Here is a 19,652-nt window from a genome sequence, read left to right on the forward strand (position 1 = left end):
CCACACGGGCAGGCGCCCGACACGGGCAGAGGCCCGCACCAGGCGGCACGACGGCGAATCGGACCGACCGAGACAGCCAAACCGCCCGGAACACCCAGTAACCCACACGAGCCAGGCCCGAAACACCCAGGCGCCCAGCACGAGCAGAGGCGCGACACGGGCAGGCGCCCGACACAGGCGGGGCCCGTGCCAGGCGGCGCGACGGCGGTTCAGGCCGGCCGGGACAGCCGGACCACCCGGAACAGCCCATAGCCGGCACGGACGGGGCCCGGAACGGCCGGTACGGCCGAGGGCCCACACCGGCCGCGCGTTGCGGGTTCGGGTCGGCCGGAAACGGCCAGAGCCCGGCGCGGTCGGGGGCCCGCGCCGGGCGGTGTGGCGGTGTGGCGGTGGTTCAGGCCGGCAGTCGCGGCACGCTGTCGAGCAGGCGGCGGGTGTACGGGTGCTGGGGCCGGCCCAGGACCTGGGCGGTGTCGCCGTGTTCGACCACACGGCCGCGTTCCAGGACGGCGGTGCGCTCACACAGTGAGGCGACGACCGACAGGTCGTGGGAGACCATCACGAGCGTCAGCCCCTGCTCCTGCTTGAGTTCGGCCAGCAGGTCGACGACCTTCACCCGGGTGGTCACGTCGAGCGCGCTCACGGGTTCGTCGGCCAGCAGGACCCGCGGGGAGCAGACGGTGGCGCGGGCGATGGCGATGCGCTGGCGCTGGCCGCCGGAGAACTCGTGCGGATAGCGGTCCGCCGCGTCGGCCGGCAGCCCGACCCGTTCCAGGGCCGCGGCCACCTTCGGCCGGACCGTGGCGCGGCTGTCGATGCCGAGGGAGAGCAGCGGCTCGGCCACGGTGGCGCCTACGCGGCGGCGCGGGTCGAGCGAGGAGTAGGGGTCCTGGAAGACGCACTGGACGCCGCGCCGGAAGCGGCGCATCTGTTCCCGGTCCCGCGGGGACAGGTCGGCGCCGTCGAAGCGGACCTGGCCGGCCGTGGGGCGGGCGAGGCCCAGCAGCAGCCGCAGCAGCGTGGTCTTGCCGGCTCCGGACTCGCCGACGAGCGCGAGACTGTGTCCGGCCTCGACCGCGAAGGAGACGTCCTCGACCACGTTGCCCGTGCTTCCCCGGTAGCGCAGCGCGACGCCGGACAGTTCGAGTACGGGGGTCATCGCGCGCTCCTCAGGTCCAGGGCGGATTCCAGCCGCCGGGCGCTGGCGACGAGGGCCTTGGTGTACTCCTCGCGGGGCGCGCCGACGATGGCCCCGACCGGTCCCTCCTCCACGGCCCGCCCGTCCTTCAGCACCAGGGCGCGGTCGGTCACCTTGGCCACCACGGCGAGGTCGTGACTGACGAACAGCACCGCCATGTCCCGTTCCCGGACCAGTGTGTCGACGAGCTCCAGCATCTCCGCCTGCACGGCCACGTCCAGGGCGGTGGTCGGCTCGTCGGCGATGAGCAGTTTCGGTTCGCAGGCCAGGGCCATGGCGAGGGCCACGCGCTGGCGCTGCCCACCGGAGATCTCGTGCGGGAACGCGCGGGCGATGCGCTCCGGATCGGGCAGCCGGACCTGTGCGAGCGTGTCCGCCACGGCGCGCTGAAGGTCCTTGCCCTTCAGGCCGGTGCGCCTGCGGAGGGGTTCGGCGATCTGGCGGCCCACGCGCATCAGCGGGTCGAGCGCGGTGAGCGGCTCCTGGAAGACGACGGCCGCGTCCCGGCCGCGCAGCGAGGTGAGCCGCTTCTCGGGGGCGCCGACGACCTGGGTGCCGGCGAGTTCGACGCTGCCGGCGGCGGTCATACCGTCGGGCAGCAGTCCGAGCACGGCCAGCGTGGTCAGGGACTTGCCGGAGCCGGACTCGCCGATGAGGCCGAGGCGTTCGCCGCCGGCCACGGTGAAGGACAGGTCGTCGACCAGGGTGCGGCCGTCACCGGTGCGGACGGTCAGCCCGCGTACGTCGAGGAGGTTCACGCGCGCCTCCGGCGGGTGGCCGGGTCGAGGGTGTCGCGCAGGCCGTCGGCGATGAGGTTGACACCGATGACGAGCAGGACGAGCAGGATGCCGGGGGCGAGCGCGCCCGCCGGGGCGGTGGTGAAGGTGGCCTGGGCCTCCTGGAGCATCCGGCCCCACGAAGCGTTCGGCGGGGGTGCGCCGAGCCCGAGGTAGGACAGTCCGGCCTCGGCCAGTACGGCGAGCCCGAACTGGAGGGCGAGGTTGACCACGAGGGTGGGCCAGATGTTGGGCAGCACATGGCCGACGACGGTCCTCGGCCAGGATGTGCCGGAGGTGCGGGCCGCGGTGATGTAGTCCTGCGCCAGCACGCGTTTGACGAGGATGCGCACCAGCCGGGCGACGACCGCGCTCTGCGCCAGGCCGATGGCGAGGACGGCCGAGCCGAGGGTCGCCGAGCGGGCGGCGACGATGAGCATCGCGAGCAGCAGCGTCGGGAAGGCGATGAGGATGTCGAGGAACGCCGAGAGCGTGTCGTCGAGCCAGCCCTGAGCGAACGCGGCGAGCACACCGAGGGTGACGCCGATCGCGGCGGCGACGAGGACCGACCCGAGGCCCGCCTCGACGGCGATCCGCGAGCCGGTCATCACCTGGGTGAACAGGTCGCGCCCGAGCTTGTCGGTGCCCAGCAGATGTCCGTTCCCGGGGCCGGCCAGCCGCCCGCCGGAGGTGTCGTCGGCGGGGTAGGGCAGCCAGAACAGGGAGATGAGGGCGAGAAGTGCGATGAGGCCGGCCAGGACGCAGCCGACGACGAGCGTGGCGGAGCGCCGGGACCGGCGCCGGCTCGGTGACTTCTCCTCCGGCCGGACGGTGGGCAGCGTGTCTGCCTGGGTCATCGGGCACCTCCGGAGAGCCGGCCGCGCAGGCGCGGGTCGATGATCCGCTGGACGAGATCGGCGACGAAGCCGATGAGCAGCACGGCGAGGGTGGAGACGAACAGCACGCCCTGGATGACGGGGTAGTCGTGCTGGCCGATGGCGGTGGCGAGCATGGAGCCGAGGCCGGGGAGCGCGTACACCGATTCCACGACGACCGCGCCGAGCAGGGTCGAGGCGAGTTCGATGCCGAGGATGGAGATGACCGGTACGGAGGCGTTGCGCAGGCCGTGCCGCCACATCGCCCCGCCGAAGGACGAGCCCAGGGCGCGGGCGGTGCGCAGGTAGTCGCTGCCGAGGACGTCGAGGGTGGCGGAGCGGACGTAGCGGATCAGGGACGCGCTCATCACCAGGGCGATGGTGGCTACCGGCAGGACGAGGGAGCGGATCGCCTCGGCGGGCTCGGACCAGCCGTCCGGCGGGAAGCCGCCGGACGGGAGCCAGCCGGCGTTCAGCGCGAACACGGCGATGAGGATCATGCCGAGCCAGAACACCGGGACGGCGATGCCCAGTTGGGACACGCCGCTGAGCAGTGCGCCGTACCAGGTGTGCCGCTTGTGCGCCGCGACGAACCCGGCGGGCACGGCGAGGACGACGGCGAGGACGAACGCGGCCAGGGTCAGCGGCACGGTGACGCTCAGCCGGGAGGCGACCTCGGGTCCGACCGGCAGCGAACTGACGAAGGAGGTGCCGAGGTCGCCGCTCGCCAACTGCCCGAGCCAGTGGACGAACTGCTCGGGCAGCGGCCTGTCGGACCCGATGGAGTGCCGTGCCGCGGCGATCTGCTCCGGGCTCGCACCCACCGCGGTGAGTGCGTTGGCCGGGTCGCCGGGCAGCATCCGCAGCAGGACGAACAGCACCACGCTCGCCAGGGCCAGCGACACCAGCAGGAAGGCGAGGCGGCGCAGGAGGTAGCGGGCCATCAGCCCTTCTTCTTGATGTCGTATGCGTAGAACTGCGAGTTGAGGCCGTTGAGCGGGTAGCCGGACAGCTTGCTGCTCGCGACGACGATCTGCGGGTACAGGTACAGCCAGTCGCTGGCCGCGTCCTCGGCGGTCTTGCGGTTGACCTTCTTCAGCAGCTCGGTCTGCTGGGCCGTGGTGGAGGCCTCTTCGGCCTGGTTCACCCACTGGGTGACCTGCTTGTTGTCGTAGCCCCAGTAGAAGTCGGGGTTGCCGTACCAGACGAGGTCGCGGTCGTTGACGTGCTCCTGGAGCGTGGCCGAGAAGTCGTGGTTCTTGTAGACCTTCGTGTACCACTCGTCCGGCGTGATCGTGTTGATCTTGACGGTGATGCCGACCTTGGCCAGCTCGGACTTGATGAAGGTCGCGGCGGTGGGGTGCGGGTCGTAGTTCGGGGTGTCGAGGGTGAAGCTGAAGCCCTTGGCGTACCCGGCCTCGTCGAGCAGCTTCTTGGCGCGCGCGGGGTCGTAGTCGTTGACCTTGGTGAGGTCCTCGTACCAGGGGTCGGTGGGCGGCACCATCGAGCCGATGAGCTTGCCGTAGCCGCCCCAGACCGACTCGAGCAGCTTCTTGTCGTCGATGGCGGAGGACACGGCCTGGCGCACCTTGACGTCGGTGAAGGGCTTGGCCTTGTCGTTGAAGGCGAGCAGCAGCTTGGTGGTGGAGTCGCCGTCGTTGACCTTGTAGTTCTGGTTGCTCTTGAACTGGTCGAGGGCGTCGGGCGACTGCTCGCTGGTGACCACGTCGACGGCGTTGGTCAGCAGCGCGTTGTTGAGGGCGGTCGCGTCCTTGTAGTAGTGGAAGACGGCCGTCTTGTTCGCCGCGGCCTGGCCCCAGTAGCCGGCGAACCGGTCCAGGCTCAGGGCGGAGCCGCGGGTCCACTTGCCGAGCTGGTAGGGGCCGGTGCCGTCCTCGGTCGTCTTCAGGTTCTTCGCCTGGGAGTTGATGATCCAGACGTAGGAGAGGTTGTAGACGAAGGAGATCGACTTCTTGGACAGCGTGACCTTGACGGTCTTCGCGTCCGGGGTGGCGATGTCCTTGATGACCTGAAGGTTGCTCTTGCGGGCGGACTGGGAGTCGTCCGCGATGACCTTCTCCAGGCTGTACTTGACGTCTTCGCTGGTGAGGGCCTTGCCGCTGTGGAACTTCACGCCGTCACGCAGGGTGAAGGTGTAGGTGAGTCCGTCACCGCTCACCTTGTAGTCCGTGGCGAGCAGCTTCTCGACCTTGCCGTCGTCGGTGAGCTTGAACAGCCCTTCGTAGACGTTGCCGTTGAGGGCCTCGGTGACGCCCTGGCCGCCGCCCGCGGTGTTGTCGAGGTTCTGCGGCTCGTAGAGGGAGCCGATGTTGACGGTGGCGTCCTTGTTCCAGGCGCCGCCCGAGGCGCTGCCGCCCGAGCCGGAGCCGCCGCAGGCGGTCAGGGTCAGGGCGAGGGTGGCCGCGGTGGCGGTGGCGTACAGGGACGTCTTCTTGCTGTTCATGAGTGAGGGCGCTTTCGTGCTGTGGTGCGGGAGGCTACGGGTGATCAGTGCTGTGCGGGGAAGCCGCCGCGGAAGACGGGGAGCTTCTCACCGGCCTCGACGGGCAGGTGGAAACGGTTCTGCCGCGGCGGCATCGGACAGTTGTACTGATCGGAGAAGCCACAGGGCGGCACGAAGGCGCGGTTGAAGTCCAGCAGGACGCGGTCGTCGTCCTCGGTGCGCTGTACGAAGAGGAAGCGGCCGGCGCCGTAGGTGGTGTCACCGTTGGTGGGGTCGCCGAAGACGAGCAGCAGGGTGCCGTCGTCGTCGAAGGCACCGAGGGTGTAGGCACGGCCGTCGACGGTGAGCGTGATGTCGCCGGGGACGACGAGGTCGCGGGTGCCGCCGTTGTCCCGGATGTGTTCGAAGGCCACGCGCCGGGCGCCGGACACGGGCGTGTAGGTCGCCTCGAGCACCCAGGCCGGGTCGTAGGGGAACACGTCGACCCGGTCGAAGTGGCGGACGGCGGGCGAGTCGGCGTCCCAGAACCGCAGGCCGTGCTCGGGCTCGCCGGTGACGAGGTCGGTGCGCTGGAGCGTGGTGACGGTCACCGTGTGCGGCTGCCCCGCGCGCGCGGCCTCGGCGTCCGGGCGCTCACCGGCCGGCAGCCAGCGGGTCTCGACGAGGGCGAGGTTGCCCGTCGGCGAGGTGAGGGCGCGATGGCGCTCGGACCGCCATGCGTCCCACTCCCCCGCGGGGTCGGCTGTGGGCTGGTCGGTGATGGGGTGGGACATGTCAGGACTCATTCGCGCAGCGTTCGTCGGCATCACGCCGCAGATGTCACGGCGCGTGAATTGATGGCCAAAGCGTCACCTTTATCTTCTATAAGGCTCTCTAATGTCAAATGAGATCCACAGCTCGGACAGCGGCCCGGACGACAGGCCGGACGACAGGCCGGGCATGGCCGCACGGCCTGCCGGCCCGTCGTCCGGAGCCCGGCGTCAGTGACGCAGCAGCAGCGTGACACCGGCCACGACGGCGCCGAGCACGACCGCGGCGACGCCGTGGGTGACGCGGTGCGAGCGCAGTCCGGGCAGCAGCCGGTCCACGGCGCTCCGGCCGGGGCCGGTCAGGGCGAGGGCCACCGCGGACAGGGCGATGAGGAGTTCGTACTCGACGCCCTGGGGGGCGAAGAAACCGCCACCCCACTTGACCGCGATCGCGTTGACCAGCGTGCCGGCGACGGCCGCGGCGGCCAGCGGGGTGAGCAGGCCGAGCACGAGGCCGAGCCCGCCGAGGGTCTCGCTGAGCCCGGCCACGACGGCGAACGCCTTGGGCGAGGGGTAGCCGGAGGCGGCGAAGAACTGTCCCGTGCCGTCGACACCACCCCCGCCGAACCAGCCGAACAGCTTCTGGGCGCCGTGCACGGCCATGGTCAGCCCGAGCGCGAGGCGCAGGACGAGCAGGCCGATGTCGTAGGCGTGGGCGGGGGCCGCCAGGTTCTTCTCCGGCAGGACGGCGGGGCGGGACAGGGTGGCGTCAGGGGTGGTCAAGGCGGGGACTCCTCGCGGGTCGGGGGGCGGGGTCTTGCGGCGCCGAGCGGCAGGCAGGACCCCGGTAACTTGAATCTTCAAGCTAACCCAGGTGGCACTGATGCTACAACTTTCAAGCAGTCCGGCGTAACGCCGACCGGGCTGCCGCGCCCCCACGGGTGTGGTTACGTCGGAGGTGGCGGCCCTTCGCCGGCCGAAGGGGCATCACGATGACCGCACACGACACGGCCCGGCAGGTCCTGGCCGGCCTGGACACCGGCCTGACCGAGGACCTCGAAGCGCTCTACCAGGACCTGCACGCCCACCCCGAGCTGTCCTTCGAGGAGCACCGCACGGCCGCCGAAGTCGCCAGGCGCGCACGGGACTTGGGCTATGACGTCACCGAGGGCGTCGGACGGACCGGTGTCGTGGCCAGACTGGTGAACGGCCAGGGTCCGACCGTCCTGCTGCGCGCAGACTTCGACGCGCTGCCCGTCACCGAGCGGACCGGACTGCCGTACGCCTCGACGAACGAAGGCGTGATGCACGCCTGCGGCCACGACGTGCACGTCACCTGCCTGTTCGGCGCCATGACACTCCTGGCCGGCGCCCGCGACCGGTGGTCGGGCACCGTACTGGCCGTGTTCCAGCCGGCCGAGGAACTGGGCCAGGGTGCCCAGGCCATGGTCGACGACGATCTGTACGCCCGGTTCGGCACCCCCGACGTCGTCCTCGGCCAGCACGTGATGTCGATCCCGGCCGGCACCATCGCCTGCCACCCCGGTCTCGCCTTCGCCGCCACCGACGCGCTCGAGGTGCGCATGTTCGGGCGCGGAGCCCACGCGTCCATGCCGGAAGCATCGATCGACCCGGTGGTGATGGCGGCCTCCACCGTGATGCGGTTGCAGACCGTGGTCTCCCGCGAGATCGCCTCCGCGGACCGCGCCGTGGTCACCGTCGGGGCCCTGCAGGCCGGCACCAAGGACAACATCATCCCGGACGAGGCCCGGCTCCAGCTCAACATCCGCACCTACACCCCCCAGGTCCGCCGGACCGTCCTGGGCGCGGTGGAGCGGATCGTCCGCGGCGAGGCGGCGGCCGCGGGGTCGCAGCGGGATCCCGAGATCGGCACCCTGCACACCTTCCCGCTGATGGTCAACGACGAGGAGGCGTGCGCCCGCACCATGGCCGCCATCGGTGACGTGGTCGGCCACGACAGGCTGACCGACCCGGGCGCCTCCTCCGGCAGTGAGGACGTCGGCGTCTTCGGCACCAGCGCGAACGTGCCGGTCTGCTACTGGCTCCTCGGCGGCGTCGATCCCGACGTCTACGCCGAGGCGGAGGCCGCGGGCACCAGGAGCCGGGACATCCCGCAGAACCACTCGCCGTTCTTCGCGCCCGTCATGCGACCCACCCTCCCCGACGGCGTCACGGCGCTGACCGCCGCCGCCCTCGCGTGGCTCGGCCCGGCCCCGCGTTCCGCGTGACCCGCCCGCGCGGAAGCCGGATCAAGTAGGGTTCCCGACGTGAACACCGGACCGGCGATACGCCATTCACGGATTGGCCACCCGGTGGAGGGCTGATCTCACCGCGGGTGCGCAGAAGGCACCCCCATGGTTCGGCACGCGGACCTCCCCGTGCTCGTGCACCACGACGAGTCCGCTTCCGTGCCGAATCACAGTCAGGTCAGCCGAATGACAGCCACGTTCAACCACACCATCATCGCCTCCAAGGACCGCGAGGAGTCGGCCCGCTTCTTCCGTGAGCTGCTGGAAGTGCGGGCGGCGCCGTCCTGGGGCCCGTTCACCAACATCCAGCTCGCCGACGGTGTGCTGCTCCAGTTCGCCGAGCCGCCGGTGGAGATCCAGATGCAGCACTACGCGTTCCTGGTCGACGACGACCTGTTCGACCGCGCGTATCAGCGGTTGTGTGACCACGGCATCGAGCACTGGGCCGATCCGCACATGCGACTCCCGGGTGAGATCAACCATGATCACGGCGGTCGAGGGGTCTACCTCAAGGACCCCGCCGGCCACGGGATCGAGCTGATCACCCGCCCGTATCTGTAACCGGGCGCAGGACCGGTCAGGAATGGAGAAGCGCCGGGCGCCCGGCCGTCGGTAGCGTGGGCCGGGCCGTCCGGCGACCACGGGGGTGAGCCGCGCGGATCCACCGGCTCCCCGGCCGGAGGGTCCGCGCGGACCAGGTGTGTGGATAATGCCTTGGTTCTCGCGCGGAGCGCGACCCCGGTGAGCGCCGGCCGGACGTGCGTCGCGCCACCCCGGCCCGGCCCCGCCGCTCAGGCGGACACCCACCGTTGCCGCGAAGGCGGCGCAGCCTCACAGATGGAGACACGATGAGCAAGGCCACGAGGACGGACACGCCGTCGCCCGCGCCGCACGCCGCCGACAGCCACGACATGATCCGCGTGCACGGCGCGCGCGAGAACAACCTCAAGGACGTCAGCATCGAGATCCCGAAGCGGCGTCTGACGGTGTTCACCGGAGTCTCCGGCTCGGGCAAGAGCTCATTGGTGTTCGACACGATCGCCGCCGAGTCGCAGCGGCTGATCAACGAGACCTACAGCGCCTTCGTGCAGGGCTTCATGCCGACTCTGGCCCGGCCCGAGGTCGACGTCCTCGACGGGCTGACGACCGCGATCATCGTCGACCAGCAGCGGATGGGCGGCGACCCCCGCTCCACGGTCGGCACCGCCACCGACGCCAACGCGATGCTGCGCATCCTCTTCAGCCGGCTCGGGCAGCCTCACATCGGCTCGCCCAAGGCGTTCTCCTTCAACGTGCCCTCGATCAGCGGAGCGGGCGCGGTCACCGTGGAACGCGCCGGAAAGACCGTGAAGGAGCGGCGCAGCTTCAGCATCACCGGCGGCATGTGCCCGCGCTGCGAGGGCCGGGGCACGGTCTCCGACGTCGACCTCACCCAGCTCTACGACGACTCCAAGTCGCTCACCGAGGGCGCGCTGACCATCCCCGGCTACAAGCCGGGCGGCTGGAACTACCGGCTCTACAGCGAGTCCGGCTTCTTCGACGCGGACAAGCCGATCCGCAAGTACACCAAGCAGGAGCTGCACGACTTCCTGCACCGCGAGCCGACCAGAATGAAGATCGCGGGCATCAACATGACCTACGAGGGTCTGATCCCGAGGATCCAGAAGTCGATGCTCTCCAAGGACCGGGAGGCGATGCAGCCGCACATCCGGGAGTTCGTGGACCGGGCGATCACCTTCACCGACTGCCCCGAGTGCGGGGGCACCCGGCTCAGCGAGGCGGCCCGGTCGTCGCGGATCGGCGGGACCAGCATCGCCGACGCCTGCGCGATGCAGATCAGCGACCTGTCCGCATGGGTCCGCGGCCTGGAGGAGCCGTCGATGGCGCCGCTGCTCGCCACGTTGCAGCAGACCCTCGACTCGTTCGTGGAGATCGGCCTCGGCTACCTCTCGCTCGACCGTCCGTCGGGCACGCTGTCGGGTGGCGAGGCGCAGCGCGTGAAGATGATCCGCCACCTCGGTTCCTCGCTCACCGACGTGACCTACGTCTTCGACGAGCCCACGACCGGCCTCCACCCGCACGACATCCAGCGGATGAACGGCCTGCTGCAGCGGCTGCGGGACAAGGGCAACACCGTGCTCGTGGTGGAGCACAAGCCGGAGACCATCGCGATCGCCGACCACGTCGTCGACCTCGGTCCCGGCGCCGGTACGGCGGGCGGCGCCGTCTGCTTCGAGGGCACCGTCGAGGGGCTGCGGGCCAGTGGCACCCTCACCGGCCGCCACCTCGACGACCGGGCCTCGTTCAAGGAGACGGTGCGCAAGCCCACCGGCACGCTGGAGATCCGTGGCGCGACCACGCACAACCTGCGCGGCGTCGACGTCGACATCCCGCTCGGCACGCTCGTCGTCGTCACCGGTGTCGCCGGTTCCGGCAAGAGCTCGCTCGTGCACGGGTCGATCCCGGCCGGCGTGGGTGTGGTGTCGGTCGACCAGGGCGCGATCCGCGGCTCGCGGCGCAGCAACCCGGCGACGTACACCGGACTGCTCGACCCGATCCGCAAGGCGTTCGCCAAGGCCAACGGGGTGAAGCCGGCCTTGTTCAGCGCCAACTCCGAGGGCGCCTGCCCCACGTGCAACGGCGCCGGCGTCATCTACACCGACCTGGCGATGATGGCCGGCGTCGCCACCACCTGCGAGGAGTGCGAGGGGAAGCGGTTCGACGCGTCGGTGCTGGAGTACCACCTCGGCGGCCGTGACATCAGCGAGGTGCTGGCGATGCCGGTGGCCGAGGCCGAGGAGTTCTTCGGCGCCGGGGAGGCCCACACGCCGGCCGCGCACCGCGTCCTCGGCCGGCTCGCCGACGTCGGCCTCGGCTACCTCACCCTGGGCCAGCCGCTCACCACGCTGTCCGGCGGCGAGCGGCAGCGTCTCAAGCTGGCCACCCACATGGCGGAGAAGGGCGGCGTCTACGTCCTCGACGAGCCGACCGCCGGTCTGCACCTCGCCGATGTCGAGCATCTGCTCGGCCTGCTCGACCGGCTCGTCGACTCCGGCAAGTCGGTGATCGTCGTCGAGCACCACCAGGCGGTCATGGCGCACGCCGACTGGATCATCGACCTCGGTCCCGGCGCCGGTCACGACGGCGGCCGGGTGGTCTTCGAGGGCACCCCCGCCGACCTCGTCGCCGCCCGCTCCACCCTCACCGGTCAGCACCTCGCGGCGTACGTCGGCGCCTGACCGAAGCACCGGCGACACCGTGGGACGCGACCGCTGCGACGCGTCCCACGGTGCGGCCCGGGTGCCGGGCGGCCTCAGCCGCGCGGACGGGAGATGTACCGCAGGGCGGGCGAGATCATCATGCTCAGGGCGAAGATGGCGAGTCCGGTGACCGACAGGGCCGGCATCCGGTGTGTTCCGCCGATGTACAGCAGGGGCAGCGCGACGATCGCCGCGAGGCTCGACCAGGCTTGGACGCGTGCGGTGCTGTTCATGCGTTTCTCCGTTCCATTGGTCTATCCGTTGGTCCGGGCGAGCAGGAAGAGCGGCAGACCGACGAGGGCGGTGGTGACGAGCGTCAACGGCAGTGTCCTGCGCAGGACCTGTCCCTCACGCCCGCCGATTCCGGCGGTGGTGGTGCCGAGCAGGATCTTGCTCGGGGAGATCATCGTGCCCAGCGCGCCCCCGGTCGTCTGGGCGCTGAGGACGTTGGCGGTGCTGAGCCCGCCGGCCTGTGCGGTGGTCTGCTGGAAGGCACCGAACAGCAGGTTGCTGGAGAGGTTGGAACCGGTGATGAAGGTGCCGAAGGCGCCGATGTACGGGGCGAGAAGCAGGTAGATGCCGCTGGTCCAGGCGGCGACCTTGGTCGCGAGGACGTCGGCCTGGCCGGAGCCCTGCATCACCGAGGCCATCGCCACCAGGGTCACCACGGCGATCGTGGGGCCGATCGCCTTCTCCACCGTGCCGCTCAGGATCGGCCGCCAGGCCGCGTCGCGGAGGTGCCCCTTTCGCCGGTAGAGGACGTAGCTGATCGCGGCGGTGACGAGCAGGAGCGTCCCGGCGTGCGTCAGCAGCACCAGCTTCGACGTCGACGCCGGTGTGGTGAACCCGAGGCCCGTCGTGACCGCCGGGAACCGCACATCGACGGTCGGTCTGCTCAGTACGTTCTTCAGCGGCCCGATCAGCAGGACGACCCCGGTCACGGCGAGCAGGGTGGAGTATGGGATGAACGCGGTGTTCAACGACATCGCGGGCGCCCGGGCGCCGGGCTCGCCTGCGGACGCCATCGCCACGGTGGCCCGGCCCCGCACACCGGCGCCGGGCGAGGCACCCCCGGTCTCCGGTGTGCTCGGGGCCGCCTGCGCGGGCGGCGCGGCGACGCCGGCTGATTCGTCATCCTCGAACACGGGGCTGTTCACCACCCGGGAGGGACGGCGGTAGAGGGGCAGCCGGGCGAGGCCGGCGACGACGACCAGACCGACGAGGCCGGCGGCGAAGCCGTTCAGCGTGTCGTCCCACTGGGACAGCGCCAGCATGACACCGCCGTGGGCCAGCGAGATCACCACGACCGCCGGCAGCCCCTCCCACAGACCTCGGAGGCGACCGTAGAGCCAGCAAATGGTCAGGCCGCCCACGAGGTTGACCATCCACAGCAGCAGGGAGGTCTGGATCGCGGTCGTGGCGTTGTCGTCCGGTGAGAGATGCGTGACCTGCTTCATGCCGATCCAGGCGGCGGACAGGGTGCCGAAGGTGTTGTTCCAGGCGTGTCCGACCAGCGCGATCACCACCGCGTGGAGCGGACGGACACCGATGCCGACGAGCAGCGGGGCGCACACCGCGATCGGCACGCCGAAACCGGTGATGCCCTGGAGGAAGGAGGCGAACACCCAGCCGATCGCCATGACCTGGAGAAGCGGATGGACGAACATGCGCGTCATGCCCCGCTGGAACGGGGTGAACGCGTCCGCCTCCTTGGCGACCTCGTAGATGAGGATCGCGGACAGGATGACGTAGACGATGGTGACGGCTTCGACGACTCCCTTGACCGTTTGCAGTCCGACCGCGTCCAGGCGCAGATGAAACACCGTCAGCGCGGTCACCGAGGCCACCAGCCAGCCCAGCGCACCGGCTTCCGCCGCGCCCCAGCCCCGCGCGATCATCAGGAAGAGCAGCAGGGCGAGCGGGGCCAGCGAGGCAGCCCAGAGCCAGATGCTCGCGTGTTCCATTCCCGGGGTCTCCTCTCGTCCGGTCGTCCGGCTGTCGCGAGGTCGGGCGTCACCAGCCGAGAGCGAGGCCGTCGCCGCGCGGGTCCGCGCCGCCCATCAGGACGTCGTCGGTGACGCGGATCGCCTGGGCGTGCCCCATCACGCCGTCCCAGCTGCCGACCTCGCGGACCGGGTGGCCCCAGGTGCGCAGTTCGTCCAGCGTCCCGGAGGAGAAGCGGTCCTCCATCCGGAGATCGCGTCGCTCGTCCCCCCAGGTGCGGCCGTACAGCCAGCGGGGCGCGTCGATGGCCGACTGGACGTCCCTGCCGAAGTCGACCACCCGTGTGACCAGGGCGTTCGACGTCTGCGGCTGGCCCTCGCCGCCCATGGTTCCGTAGACGAGGTCCAGGTTCTCGCCGCGGAAGAGCATGCCGGGCATCAGGGTGTGGAAGGTCCGCTTGCCGGGTTCGAGGCGGTTCGGGTGCGCCTCGTCCAGGGAGAAGAACGATCCGCGGTTGTGCATCAGCACCCCGGTCCGGCCCGCGATGAACCCGGAGCCGAACTCGTGGTAGAGGCTCTGGATCACCGAGACCGCGTTGCCGGCCGAGTCCACCACGACGCTGCACGTGGTGTCGCCGCCCATCCGCGCCCCCGGTCCCGCCGGGGCCGGCCGGGGTGCCACGCGCTTGCTGAGTTCGGCCGCGTAGTCCTTGGACAGCAGGTGCCGCAGGGGGATGTCGTGGAAGTCGGGGTCGGTGAGGTACCGGTCGCGGTCGGCGAACGCCAGGCGGGTCGCCTCCACCAGCAGGTGGACGTACTCGGGACTGCTGTCGGTCATGCCGCCGAGGTCGAAGTTCTCGACGATGTTCAGCGCCATCAGGTGCGCGAACCCCTGCGAGTTGGGCGGGGCCTGGTAGCAGCGGTACCCGCGGTACGTCGTGGAGATCGGTTCGGTCCACTCCGACCGGTGGGCGGCCAGGTCCTCGGTGGTGAGCAGGCCGCCGGCCTGTTGCAGGCTCGTCGCGATCTCCTCGGCCACGGGGCCCTCGTAGAAGCCGGGCCGGCCCTTCTCCGCGACGGTCTCGAGCGTTTCGGCCAGCTGCGGAAGCGCCAGGACGTCCGCCATGACCGGCGGCCGGTCCTGCGGCAGCAGCGTGCTTCGGGTGAGCGGATGGGCGCTGAGGACGTGCGCGACCTCGGCGGCGCAGGCGGCGTAGCTGTCGCAGACGGCGAAGCCCTCGCGGGCGTAGGTGATGGCCGGCTGGAGCAGGCGGGCGAGCGGGAGGCTGCCGAATCGTTCGTGTGCGGTGCACCAGCTGTCGATGGCGCCGGGCACGGTCACCGAGGCGAGCGGCCCCCGGGTGGGAATCTCCTGGTGGTCGCGCTGCCGGAAGTACGGACGGGTCGCGTGGGCGCCTGCCCGGCCGCTGCCGTTGAGCGCGTGGACCCGGCCCGTGGCGGCGTCGTGGATGAGCCAGAAGGCGTCCCCGCCCGGTCCGGTCATGTGCGGGTAGACCACGCCGAGCGTCGCGTTGATGGCGATCGCGGCGTCCACGGCCGTACCGCCTTCCTGCAACACCTGGAGGCCGGCCGTGGAGGCGAGGTAGTGCGGGGTGCTGACCATCCCGTTGCGTGCCAGGGCCACCGGGCGGGTGGTGCGCGTCATACCGGCTCCTCCGCAGATTGCATACGATATGAAGTAGGCAGTATTCTGGAAGGTTGGACGATCCCCTGTCCAGAGGTCGTACCGAATCCTTCTCCCGGCGCGGCGCACAGGCCTCGGCGTGCCGGCCCACCCTTGCGTGACCTCGCTCTTCGGAACCGCTCCTGTCGTCGCACGGCAGGCGGGAATCCGACGACAGGGCCTAGCCACCGATGGCGGACATCGGACGCCGGGGCTGGAGGAAGGACGGGTCGTCGAGGCCGGAGCCCGCCTTCTTGCCCAGCGTCGCCGCCCGCCACAGGGCGGCGACCTCCTCGTCGGACGCCCCGGAGCGCAGCGCGGTGCGCAGGTCGGTCTCCTCCCTGGCGAACAGGCAGGTGCGTACCTGGCCGTCCGCGGTGAGCCGGGTACGGTCGCAGGCCCGGCAGAAGGGCCGGGTCACCGACGCGATCACCCCCACCGTGGCCGGTCCGCCGTCGACCAGCCACCGCTCCGCGGGCGCGGAACCTCGCTGCCCCTGCCGCTCCGGCGTGAGGGAGAAGCGCGCGGCGAGCGTCCGCAGGATCTCCGCCGCGGTCACCATCTGCTCGCGCTGCCAGCCGTGTTGGGGATCCAGCGGCATCTGCTCGATGAACCGCAGGTGGTAACCGTGCCTGACGGCCCAGGCCAGCAGCTCGGCCGGCTCGTCGTCGTTGATCCCGCGCATCAGCACCGAGTTGATCTTCAGCGGTTCCAGCCCGGCCTCACGTGCCGCGGTCAGCCCGGCCAGCACCTCCCGGTGCCGGTCGCGGCGGGTGAGCGCCTTGAAGCGGTCCGGGCGCAGGGTGTCCAGCGAGACGTTGACCCGGTCGAGCCCGGCCTCGCGGAGCGCGCCGGCGGTGCGGGCCAGCCCGATCCCGTTGGTGGTCAGCGACAGCTCCGGCCGCGGGGTGAGCGCGGCGCAGCGGGCGACGATGCCGGCCAGGCCGGGGCGCAGCAACGGCTCACCACCGGTGAAACGCACCTCGGTGACGCCCAGGCCGGTGACCGCGATCCCCACCAGCCGGACGACCTCGTCGTCGGTGAGCAGTTGGGGCCTGGCCAGCCAGGCCGTCCCCTCCTCGGGCATGCAGTAGGTGCACCGCAGGTTGCAGCGGTCGGTCAGCGAGACCCGTAGATCGGTGGCGATCCGGCCGTGGGTGTCGATCAGCATGAGGTCCACCTCCCTCGGTGGCGACGCATGGAGCGGCCGGGCGCCCGCGCGCCCGGCCGCTCCCCGTCACAGGGCCTTGAGTTCCTCGGCGATCTCGGCGACGGAGGACTTGGCGTCGCCGAAGAGCATCGACGTCCTGGCGTCGAAGTACAGCTCGTTCTCGATGCCGGCGAACCCGGGGTTCATCGAGCGTTTGAGCACGATGACCGACCTGGCGTGGTCCACGTTGAGGATCGGCATCCCGTAGATCGGCGAGCTGGGATTGGAGCGGGCGGCGGGGTTGGTGACGTCGTTGGCGCCGATCACCAGGGCCACGTCGGTGCGGCCGAACTCCCCGTTGATGTCGTCCATCTCCTTGAGCTGTTCGTACGGCACGTCGGCCTCGGCGAGCAGGACGTTCATATGGCCGGGCATGCGTCCTGCGACCGGGTGGATGGCGTGCTTGACCTCCACGCCGCGCTGTTCGAGCAGGCCGGCCATCTCGCGTACGGCGTGCTGTGCCTGCGCGACGGCCATGCCGTAACCGGGGACGACGACCACCTGGCTCGCGTAGGCCATCTGGATGGCGGCGTCGGCCGCGCTGGTCTGCCGCACCGTCTGGTCCGCCGGGCCGCCTCCCGGTCCCGCGGTGGCGCCGGTCCCGCCGAACCCGCCCGCGACGATGGCCGGGATGGAGCGGTTCATCGCCTTGGCCATCAGATCCGTCAGGATGGTGCCGGAGGCACCGACGATCATGCCCGCGACGATCATCGCCGTGTTGTCCAGTGCCAGGCCGGTGGCCGCGGCGGACAGGCCGGTGAAGGCGTTGAGCAGCGAGATCACCACCGGCATGTCGGCGCCGCCGATCGGCAGCACCACCATCACGCCGAGCACGGCCGCGGAGACCAGTACGCCGATGATCAGCGCCTCGGAGGCGTGGCCCAGGCCGATACCGACCGCGCAGGCCACCGAGACCAGCAGCAGCGCCAGGTTGAGGGGTTGCTGCCCCCGGCCGAGACCGATCGGCCTGCCCGGCAGGATCTCCTGGAGCTTGCCGAAGGCGACCAGCGATCCCCAGAAGGAGAGCGAGCCGACGATCGCGGCGAACAGCGACGTGACGACGACGTGGCCGGCCTCCGTCGCGTAGCCGTGGCTGTCGCGGAACTCCACCCAGGAGATCAGGGCGACGGCGCCGCCGCCCACTCCGTTGAACAACGCCACCATCTGCGGCATCGCGGTCATCTTGACCCGCCGCGCCGCCGGTACGCCGATCACCGTGCCCAGAACCAGGCCGAACGCGATCAGCAGCCAGTTGCCCGTCCCTGGGGTCAGCAGGGCGGCCACGGTGGCGATCAGCATGCCCGCCGCCGCCGTGAGGTTGCCGCGTACGGCCGTGCGCGGTCCGGTCAGGCCCATCAGCCCGTGGATGAACAGGGCGAACGCGACGATGTAGAGAATCGTGATCAGGTCATCCACGGCCGACCGCGTCCTTTCCGGCTCCGGCGCCGTCCGGCGCCTTCTTGAACATGCCGAGCATGCGGTCGGTCACCAGGAACCCGCCGACCACGTTGATCGTGCCGAACACGATCGCGACGACCAGCAGCACCCGCTCGAAGGGGCCCGACGCGGAGCGGCCGAGCAGGACCAGGCCGCCGAGCAGGACGATGCCGTGGATGGCGTTGGTCCCGGACATCAGCGGGGTGTGCAGGGTGTTGGGCACCTTGGAGATCACCGCGAAGCCGACGAATCCGGCCAGCACCAGGATCGCCAGGTCGGCCAGGAACATCATCGGGCCTCCGTGAGCTGGTCGCTGTTCTGGGTCACACAGCAGGCGGCGAGGATCTCGTCCTCGAGGTCCGGCGCGAACTCGCCGTCGGCCAGCATGAGTTCGAGCAGCGCCTGGACGTTCCGCGCGTACAGTTCGCTGGCGTGCTCGGGCAGCGTCGCCGGCAGGTTCAGCGGGGCGGCCACGGTGACGTCGTGCCACACCACGGTCTCCCCCGGTGTGGTGAGTTCGCAGTTGCCGCCGGTCTCCCCGGCGAGGTCGACGACCACGCTGCCGGGCCGCATCCGCCGCACTGCCTCGGCGGTGACCAGCTTCGGCGCCGGGCGTCCCGGGACCAGCGCCGTCGTGATCACCACGTCGAAGCCGGCGATCGCCTCGCTCAACCGCCGCTGCTGCTCGGCCTGTTCCTCCTCGGTCAGGGCACGGGCGTACCCGCCCTCGCCCGATGCCTCGACACCCAGCTCCAGCCACTGCGCGCCGAGCGAGCGGACCTGCTCGGCGACCTCGGGACGGACGTCGAATCCGGTGGTGCGGGCGCCGAGACGTTTGGCGGTGGCCAGTGCCTGGAGCCCCGCGACGCCCACGCCGAGCACCAGGGCCGTGGCCGGCTTCACCGTTCCGGCGGCCGTGGTGAGCATCGGGAAGAAACGGGTGGAGTTCCGGGCGGCGACCAGCACCGCCTGGTAGCCGGCGACATTGGCCTGCGAGGAGAGCGCGTCCATGGACTGCGCGCGGGAGATGCGCGGAACGGCCTCCATCGCGAAGCCGGCGACACCGGTCAGGCGCAGCTGCTCGGCGATCTCCGGCCTGGTCAGGGGCGCCAGGAAGCCGATCACAGCGGATCCGGGGCTCAGCAGGCCGATCTCGGGGGGCGTCGGCGGGTTCACCTTGACCACGACGTCGGCCGCCCATGGTTCTCCGATGGTGGCCCCGGACTGCTCGTACTGCTCGTCGGGAATCAGTGCCCCGGCCCCGGCCCCGGCCTCCACCACGACGGAGAGGCCCGCGGCGCGCAGCCGTTCGACGACTTTGGGCACCAGCGCGACGCGGCGTTCGCCCGTCGCGGTCTCCCGGGGGACTCCGATCAGCGTCATGTTCCTCTTCCCGGCTGTGAGGGGGCGGGGGGTTCGCCGCCGGACGGTACGGGCCAGGCCTCGGCGAGCTTGTTCACGGTCTCGGCGGCGGTGGCGGGCGCGATGCCGCGTCCCACGGCGACACCCAGCAGGTAGGTGGTGAGCGGCGCGGCCGGGCGGGCGACCTGGTGGGCGATGTTCTTCGCGACGTCCAGCACCCCGTCGCGGTCCAGTTCGTCCCGGCTCACTCCGAGTTCACCGGCCACCTGGGCGATCCATCTCTCCAGGGGGTTCACGTCTCACACCGCCTGCCGGGCCAGTGCCGCGGCCTCGGTCGGGGTCTTGCCGACCTTGACGCCCGCGGCCTCCAGGGCCTCCTTCTTCGCCTGGGCGGTACCGGAGGAACCCGAGACGATGGCGCCCG

General features: G+C 70.9%; 18 protein-coding genes and 1 pseudogene. 3 read left to right on the top strand and 16 right to left on the bottom strand.

The window, feature by feature from the left end:
• Nucleotides 1-394: 394 nt before the first annotated feature.
• The 7 genes from ACFY3J_RS23505 to ACFY3J_RS23535 form a co-directional block, all read right to left on the bottom strand.
• Nucleotides 395-1,159, bottom strand: coding sequence for an ABC transporter ATP-binding protein (locus ACFY3J_RS23505; protein WP_384187676.1), 765 nt, complete (start codon nt 1,157-1,159; stop codon nt 395-397).
• A complete protein-coding gene (locus ACFY3J_RS23510; protein WP_390841677.1) occupies nt 1,156-1,956 on the bottom strand; it encodes an ATP-binding cassette domain-containing protein in 801 nt (266 codons plus the stop codon). The genes ACFY3J_RS23505 and ACFY3J_RS23510 overlap by 4 nt, the downstream gene beginning before the upstream one ends.
• Nucleotides 1,953-2,831 carry an ABC transporter permease gene (locus ACFY3J_RS23515; RefSeq protein WP_384187674.1) on the bottom strand — a complete coding sequence of 293 codons (879 nt, stop codon included), beginning with the start codon at nt 2,829-2,831 and terminating at the stop codon, nt 1,953-1,955. The genes ACFY3J_RS23510 and ACFY3J_RS23515 overlap by 4 nt, the downstream gene beginning before the upstream one ends.
• Nucleotides 2,828-3,793, bottom strand: coding sequence for an ABC transporter permease (locus tag ACFY3J_RS23520; RefSeq protein ID WP_384187671.1), 966 nt, complete (start codon nt 3,791-3,793; stop codon nt 2,828-2,830). The genes ACFY3J_RS23515 and ACFY3J_RS23520 overlap by 4 nt, the downstream gene beginning before the upstream one ends.
• The gene (locus ACFY3J_RS23525; protein ID WP_384187668.1) at nt 3,793-5,313 is read right to left on the bottom strand and encodes an ABC transporter substrate-binding protein; all 1,521 of its coding nucleotides are present in this window, start codon (nt 5,311-5,313) and stop codon (nt 3,793-3,795) included. The genes ACFY3J_RS23520 and ACFY3J_RS23525 overlap by 1 nt, the downstream gene beginning before the upstream one ends.
• A 44-nt stretch (nt 5,314-5,357) precedes the next feature.
• A complete protein-coding gene (locus tag ACFY3J_RS23530; protein WP_384187666.1) occupies nt 5,358-6,086 on the bottom strand; it encodes a DUF1684 domain-containing protein in 729 nt (242 codons plus the stop codon).
• 207 nt (nt 6,087-6,293) lie between these two features.
• A complete protein-coding gene (locus ACFY3J_RS23535) occupies nt 6,294-6,845 on the bottom strand; it encodes a DoxX family protein (protein WP_390841678.1) in 552 nt (183 codons plus the stop codon).
• 209 nt (nt 6,846-7,054) lie between these two features.
• Here ACFY3J_RS23535 and ACFY3J_RS23540 point away from each other — a divergent pair, with 209 nt between their 5' ends.
• From ACFY3J_RS23540 to ACFY3J_RS23550, 3 genes are all read left to right on the top strand, one after another.
• Nucleotides 7,055-8,311, top strand: a complete 1,257-nt coding sequence (locus ACFY3J_RS23540; protein ID WP_390841679.1) for an amidohydrolase — start codon at nt 7,055-7,057, stop codon at nt 8,309-8,311.
• A 207-nt stretch (nt 8,312-8,518) separates the two neighbouring features.
• Nucleotides 8,519-8,893, top strand: coding sequence for a VOC family protein (locus ACFY3J_RS23545; RefSeq protein WP_384187659.1), 375 nt, complete (start codon nt 8,519-8,521; stop codon nt 8,891-8,893).
• 287 nt (nt 8,894-9,180) lie between these two features.
• Nucleotides 9,181-11,571: an ATP-binding cassette domain-containing protein gene (locus tag ACFY3J_RS23550; protein WP_390841680.1), complete on the top strand. Its 2,391-nt coding sequence runs from the start codon at nt 9,181-9,183 to the stop codon at nt 11,569-11,571.
• A 74-nt stretch (nt 11,572-11,645) separates the two neighbouring features.
• On the opposite strand, the gene ACFY3J_RS23555 is transcribed toward ACFY3J_RS23550, so the two are convergent.
• The 9 genes and pseudogenes from ACFY3J_RS23555 to ACFY3J_RS23595 all read right to left on the bottom strand — a co-directional run.
• Nucleotides 11,646-11,825 (bottom strand): hypothetical protein, encoded by a 180-nt coding sequence (locus ACFY3J_RS23555; RefSeq protein WP_384187654.1) that lies wholly within the window; start codon nt 11,823-11,825, stop codon nt 11,646-11,648.
• Nucleotides 11,826-11,846: 21 nt separating this feature from the next.
• Nucleotides 11,847-13,556 carry an L-lactate permease gene (locus ACFY3J_RS23560; protein WP_384187652.1) on the bottom strand — a complete coding sequence of 570 codons (1,710 nt, stop codon included), beginning with the start codon at nt 13,554-13,556 and terminating at the stop codon, nt 11,847-11,849.
• 49 nt (nt 13,557-13,605) lie between these two features.
• The gene (gene ggt, locus ACFY3J_RS23565) at nt 13,606-15,201 is read right to left on the bottom strand and encodes a gamma-glutamyltransferase (protein WP_384187649.1); all 1,596 of its coding nucleotides are present in this window, start codon (nt 15,199-15,201) and stop codon (nt 13,606-13,608) included.
• A 199-nt stretch (nt 15,202-15,400) separates the two neighbouring features.
• Complete coding sequence (moaA, locus tag ACFY3J_RS23570; RefSeq protein WP_384187646.1) at nt 15,401-16,390, bottom strand: GTP 3',8-cyclase MoaA; 990 nt, start codon at nt 16,388-16,390, stop codon at nt 15,401-15,403.
• 66 nt (nt 16,391-16,456) lie between these two features.
• Nucleotides 16,457-17,845 (bottom strand): NAD(P)(+) transhydrogenase (Re/Si-specific) subunit beta, encoded by a 1,389-nt coding sequence (locus tag ACFY3J_RS23575; RefSeq protein ID WP_390841681.1) that lies wholly within the window; start codon nt 17,843-17,845, stop codon nt 16,457-16,459.
• Nucleotides 17,838-18,158 (bottom strand): NAD(P) transhydrogenase subunit alpha, encoded by a 321-nt coding sequence (locus ACFY3J_RS23580; RefSeq protein WP_225078712.1) that lies wholly within the window; start codon nt 18,156-18,158, stop codon nt 17,838-17,840. The genes ACFY3J_RS23575 and ACFY3J_RS23580 overlap by 8 nt, the downstream gene beginning before the upstream one ends.
• Nucleotides 18,155-19,249, bottom strand: a complete 1,095-nt coding sequence (locus tag ACFY3J_RS23585) for a Re/Si-specific NAD(P)(+) transhydrogenase subunit alpha (protein ID WP_390841682.1) — start codon at nt 19,247-19,249, stop codon at nt 18,155-18,157. Before ACFY3J_RS23585 ends, ACFY3J_RS23580 begins: the two co-directional genes overlap by 4 nt.
• Entirely contained in the window at nt 19,246-19,524 is a 279-nt protein-coding gene (locus ACFY3J_RS23590; RefSeq protein ID WP_384187636.1) for a DUF6457 domain-containing protein, read from the bottom strand. Before ACFY3J_RS23590 ends, ACFY3J_RS23585 begins: the two co-directional genes overlap by 4 nt.
• Nucleotides 19,525-19,527: 3 nt before the next feature.
• Nucleotides 19,528-19,652: pseudogene (locus tag ACFY3J_RS23595) on the bottom strand (succinate--CoA ligase subunit alpha); the annotation flags it as partial.

The organism is Streptomyces sp. NPDC001231 (assembly GCF_042896885.1).
Lineage (GTDB): Bacteria > Actinomycetota > Actinomycetes > Streptomycetales > Streptomycetaceae > Streptomyces.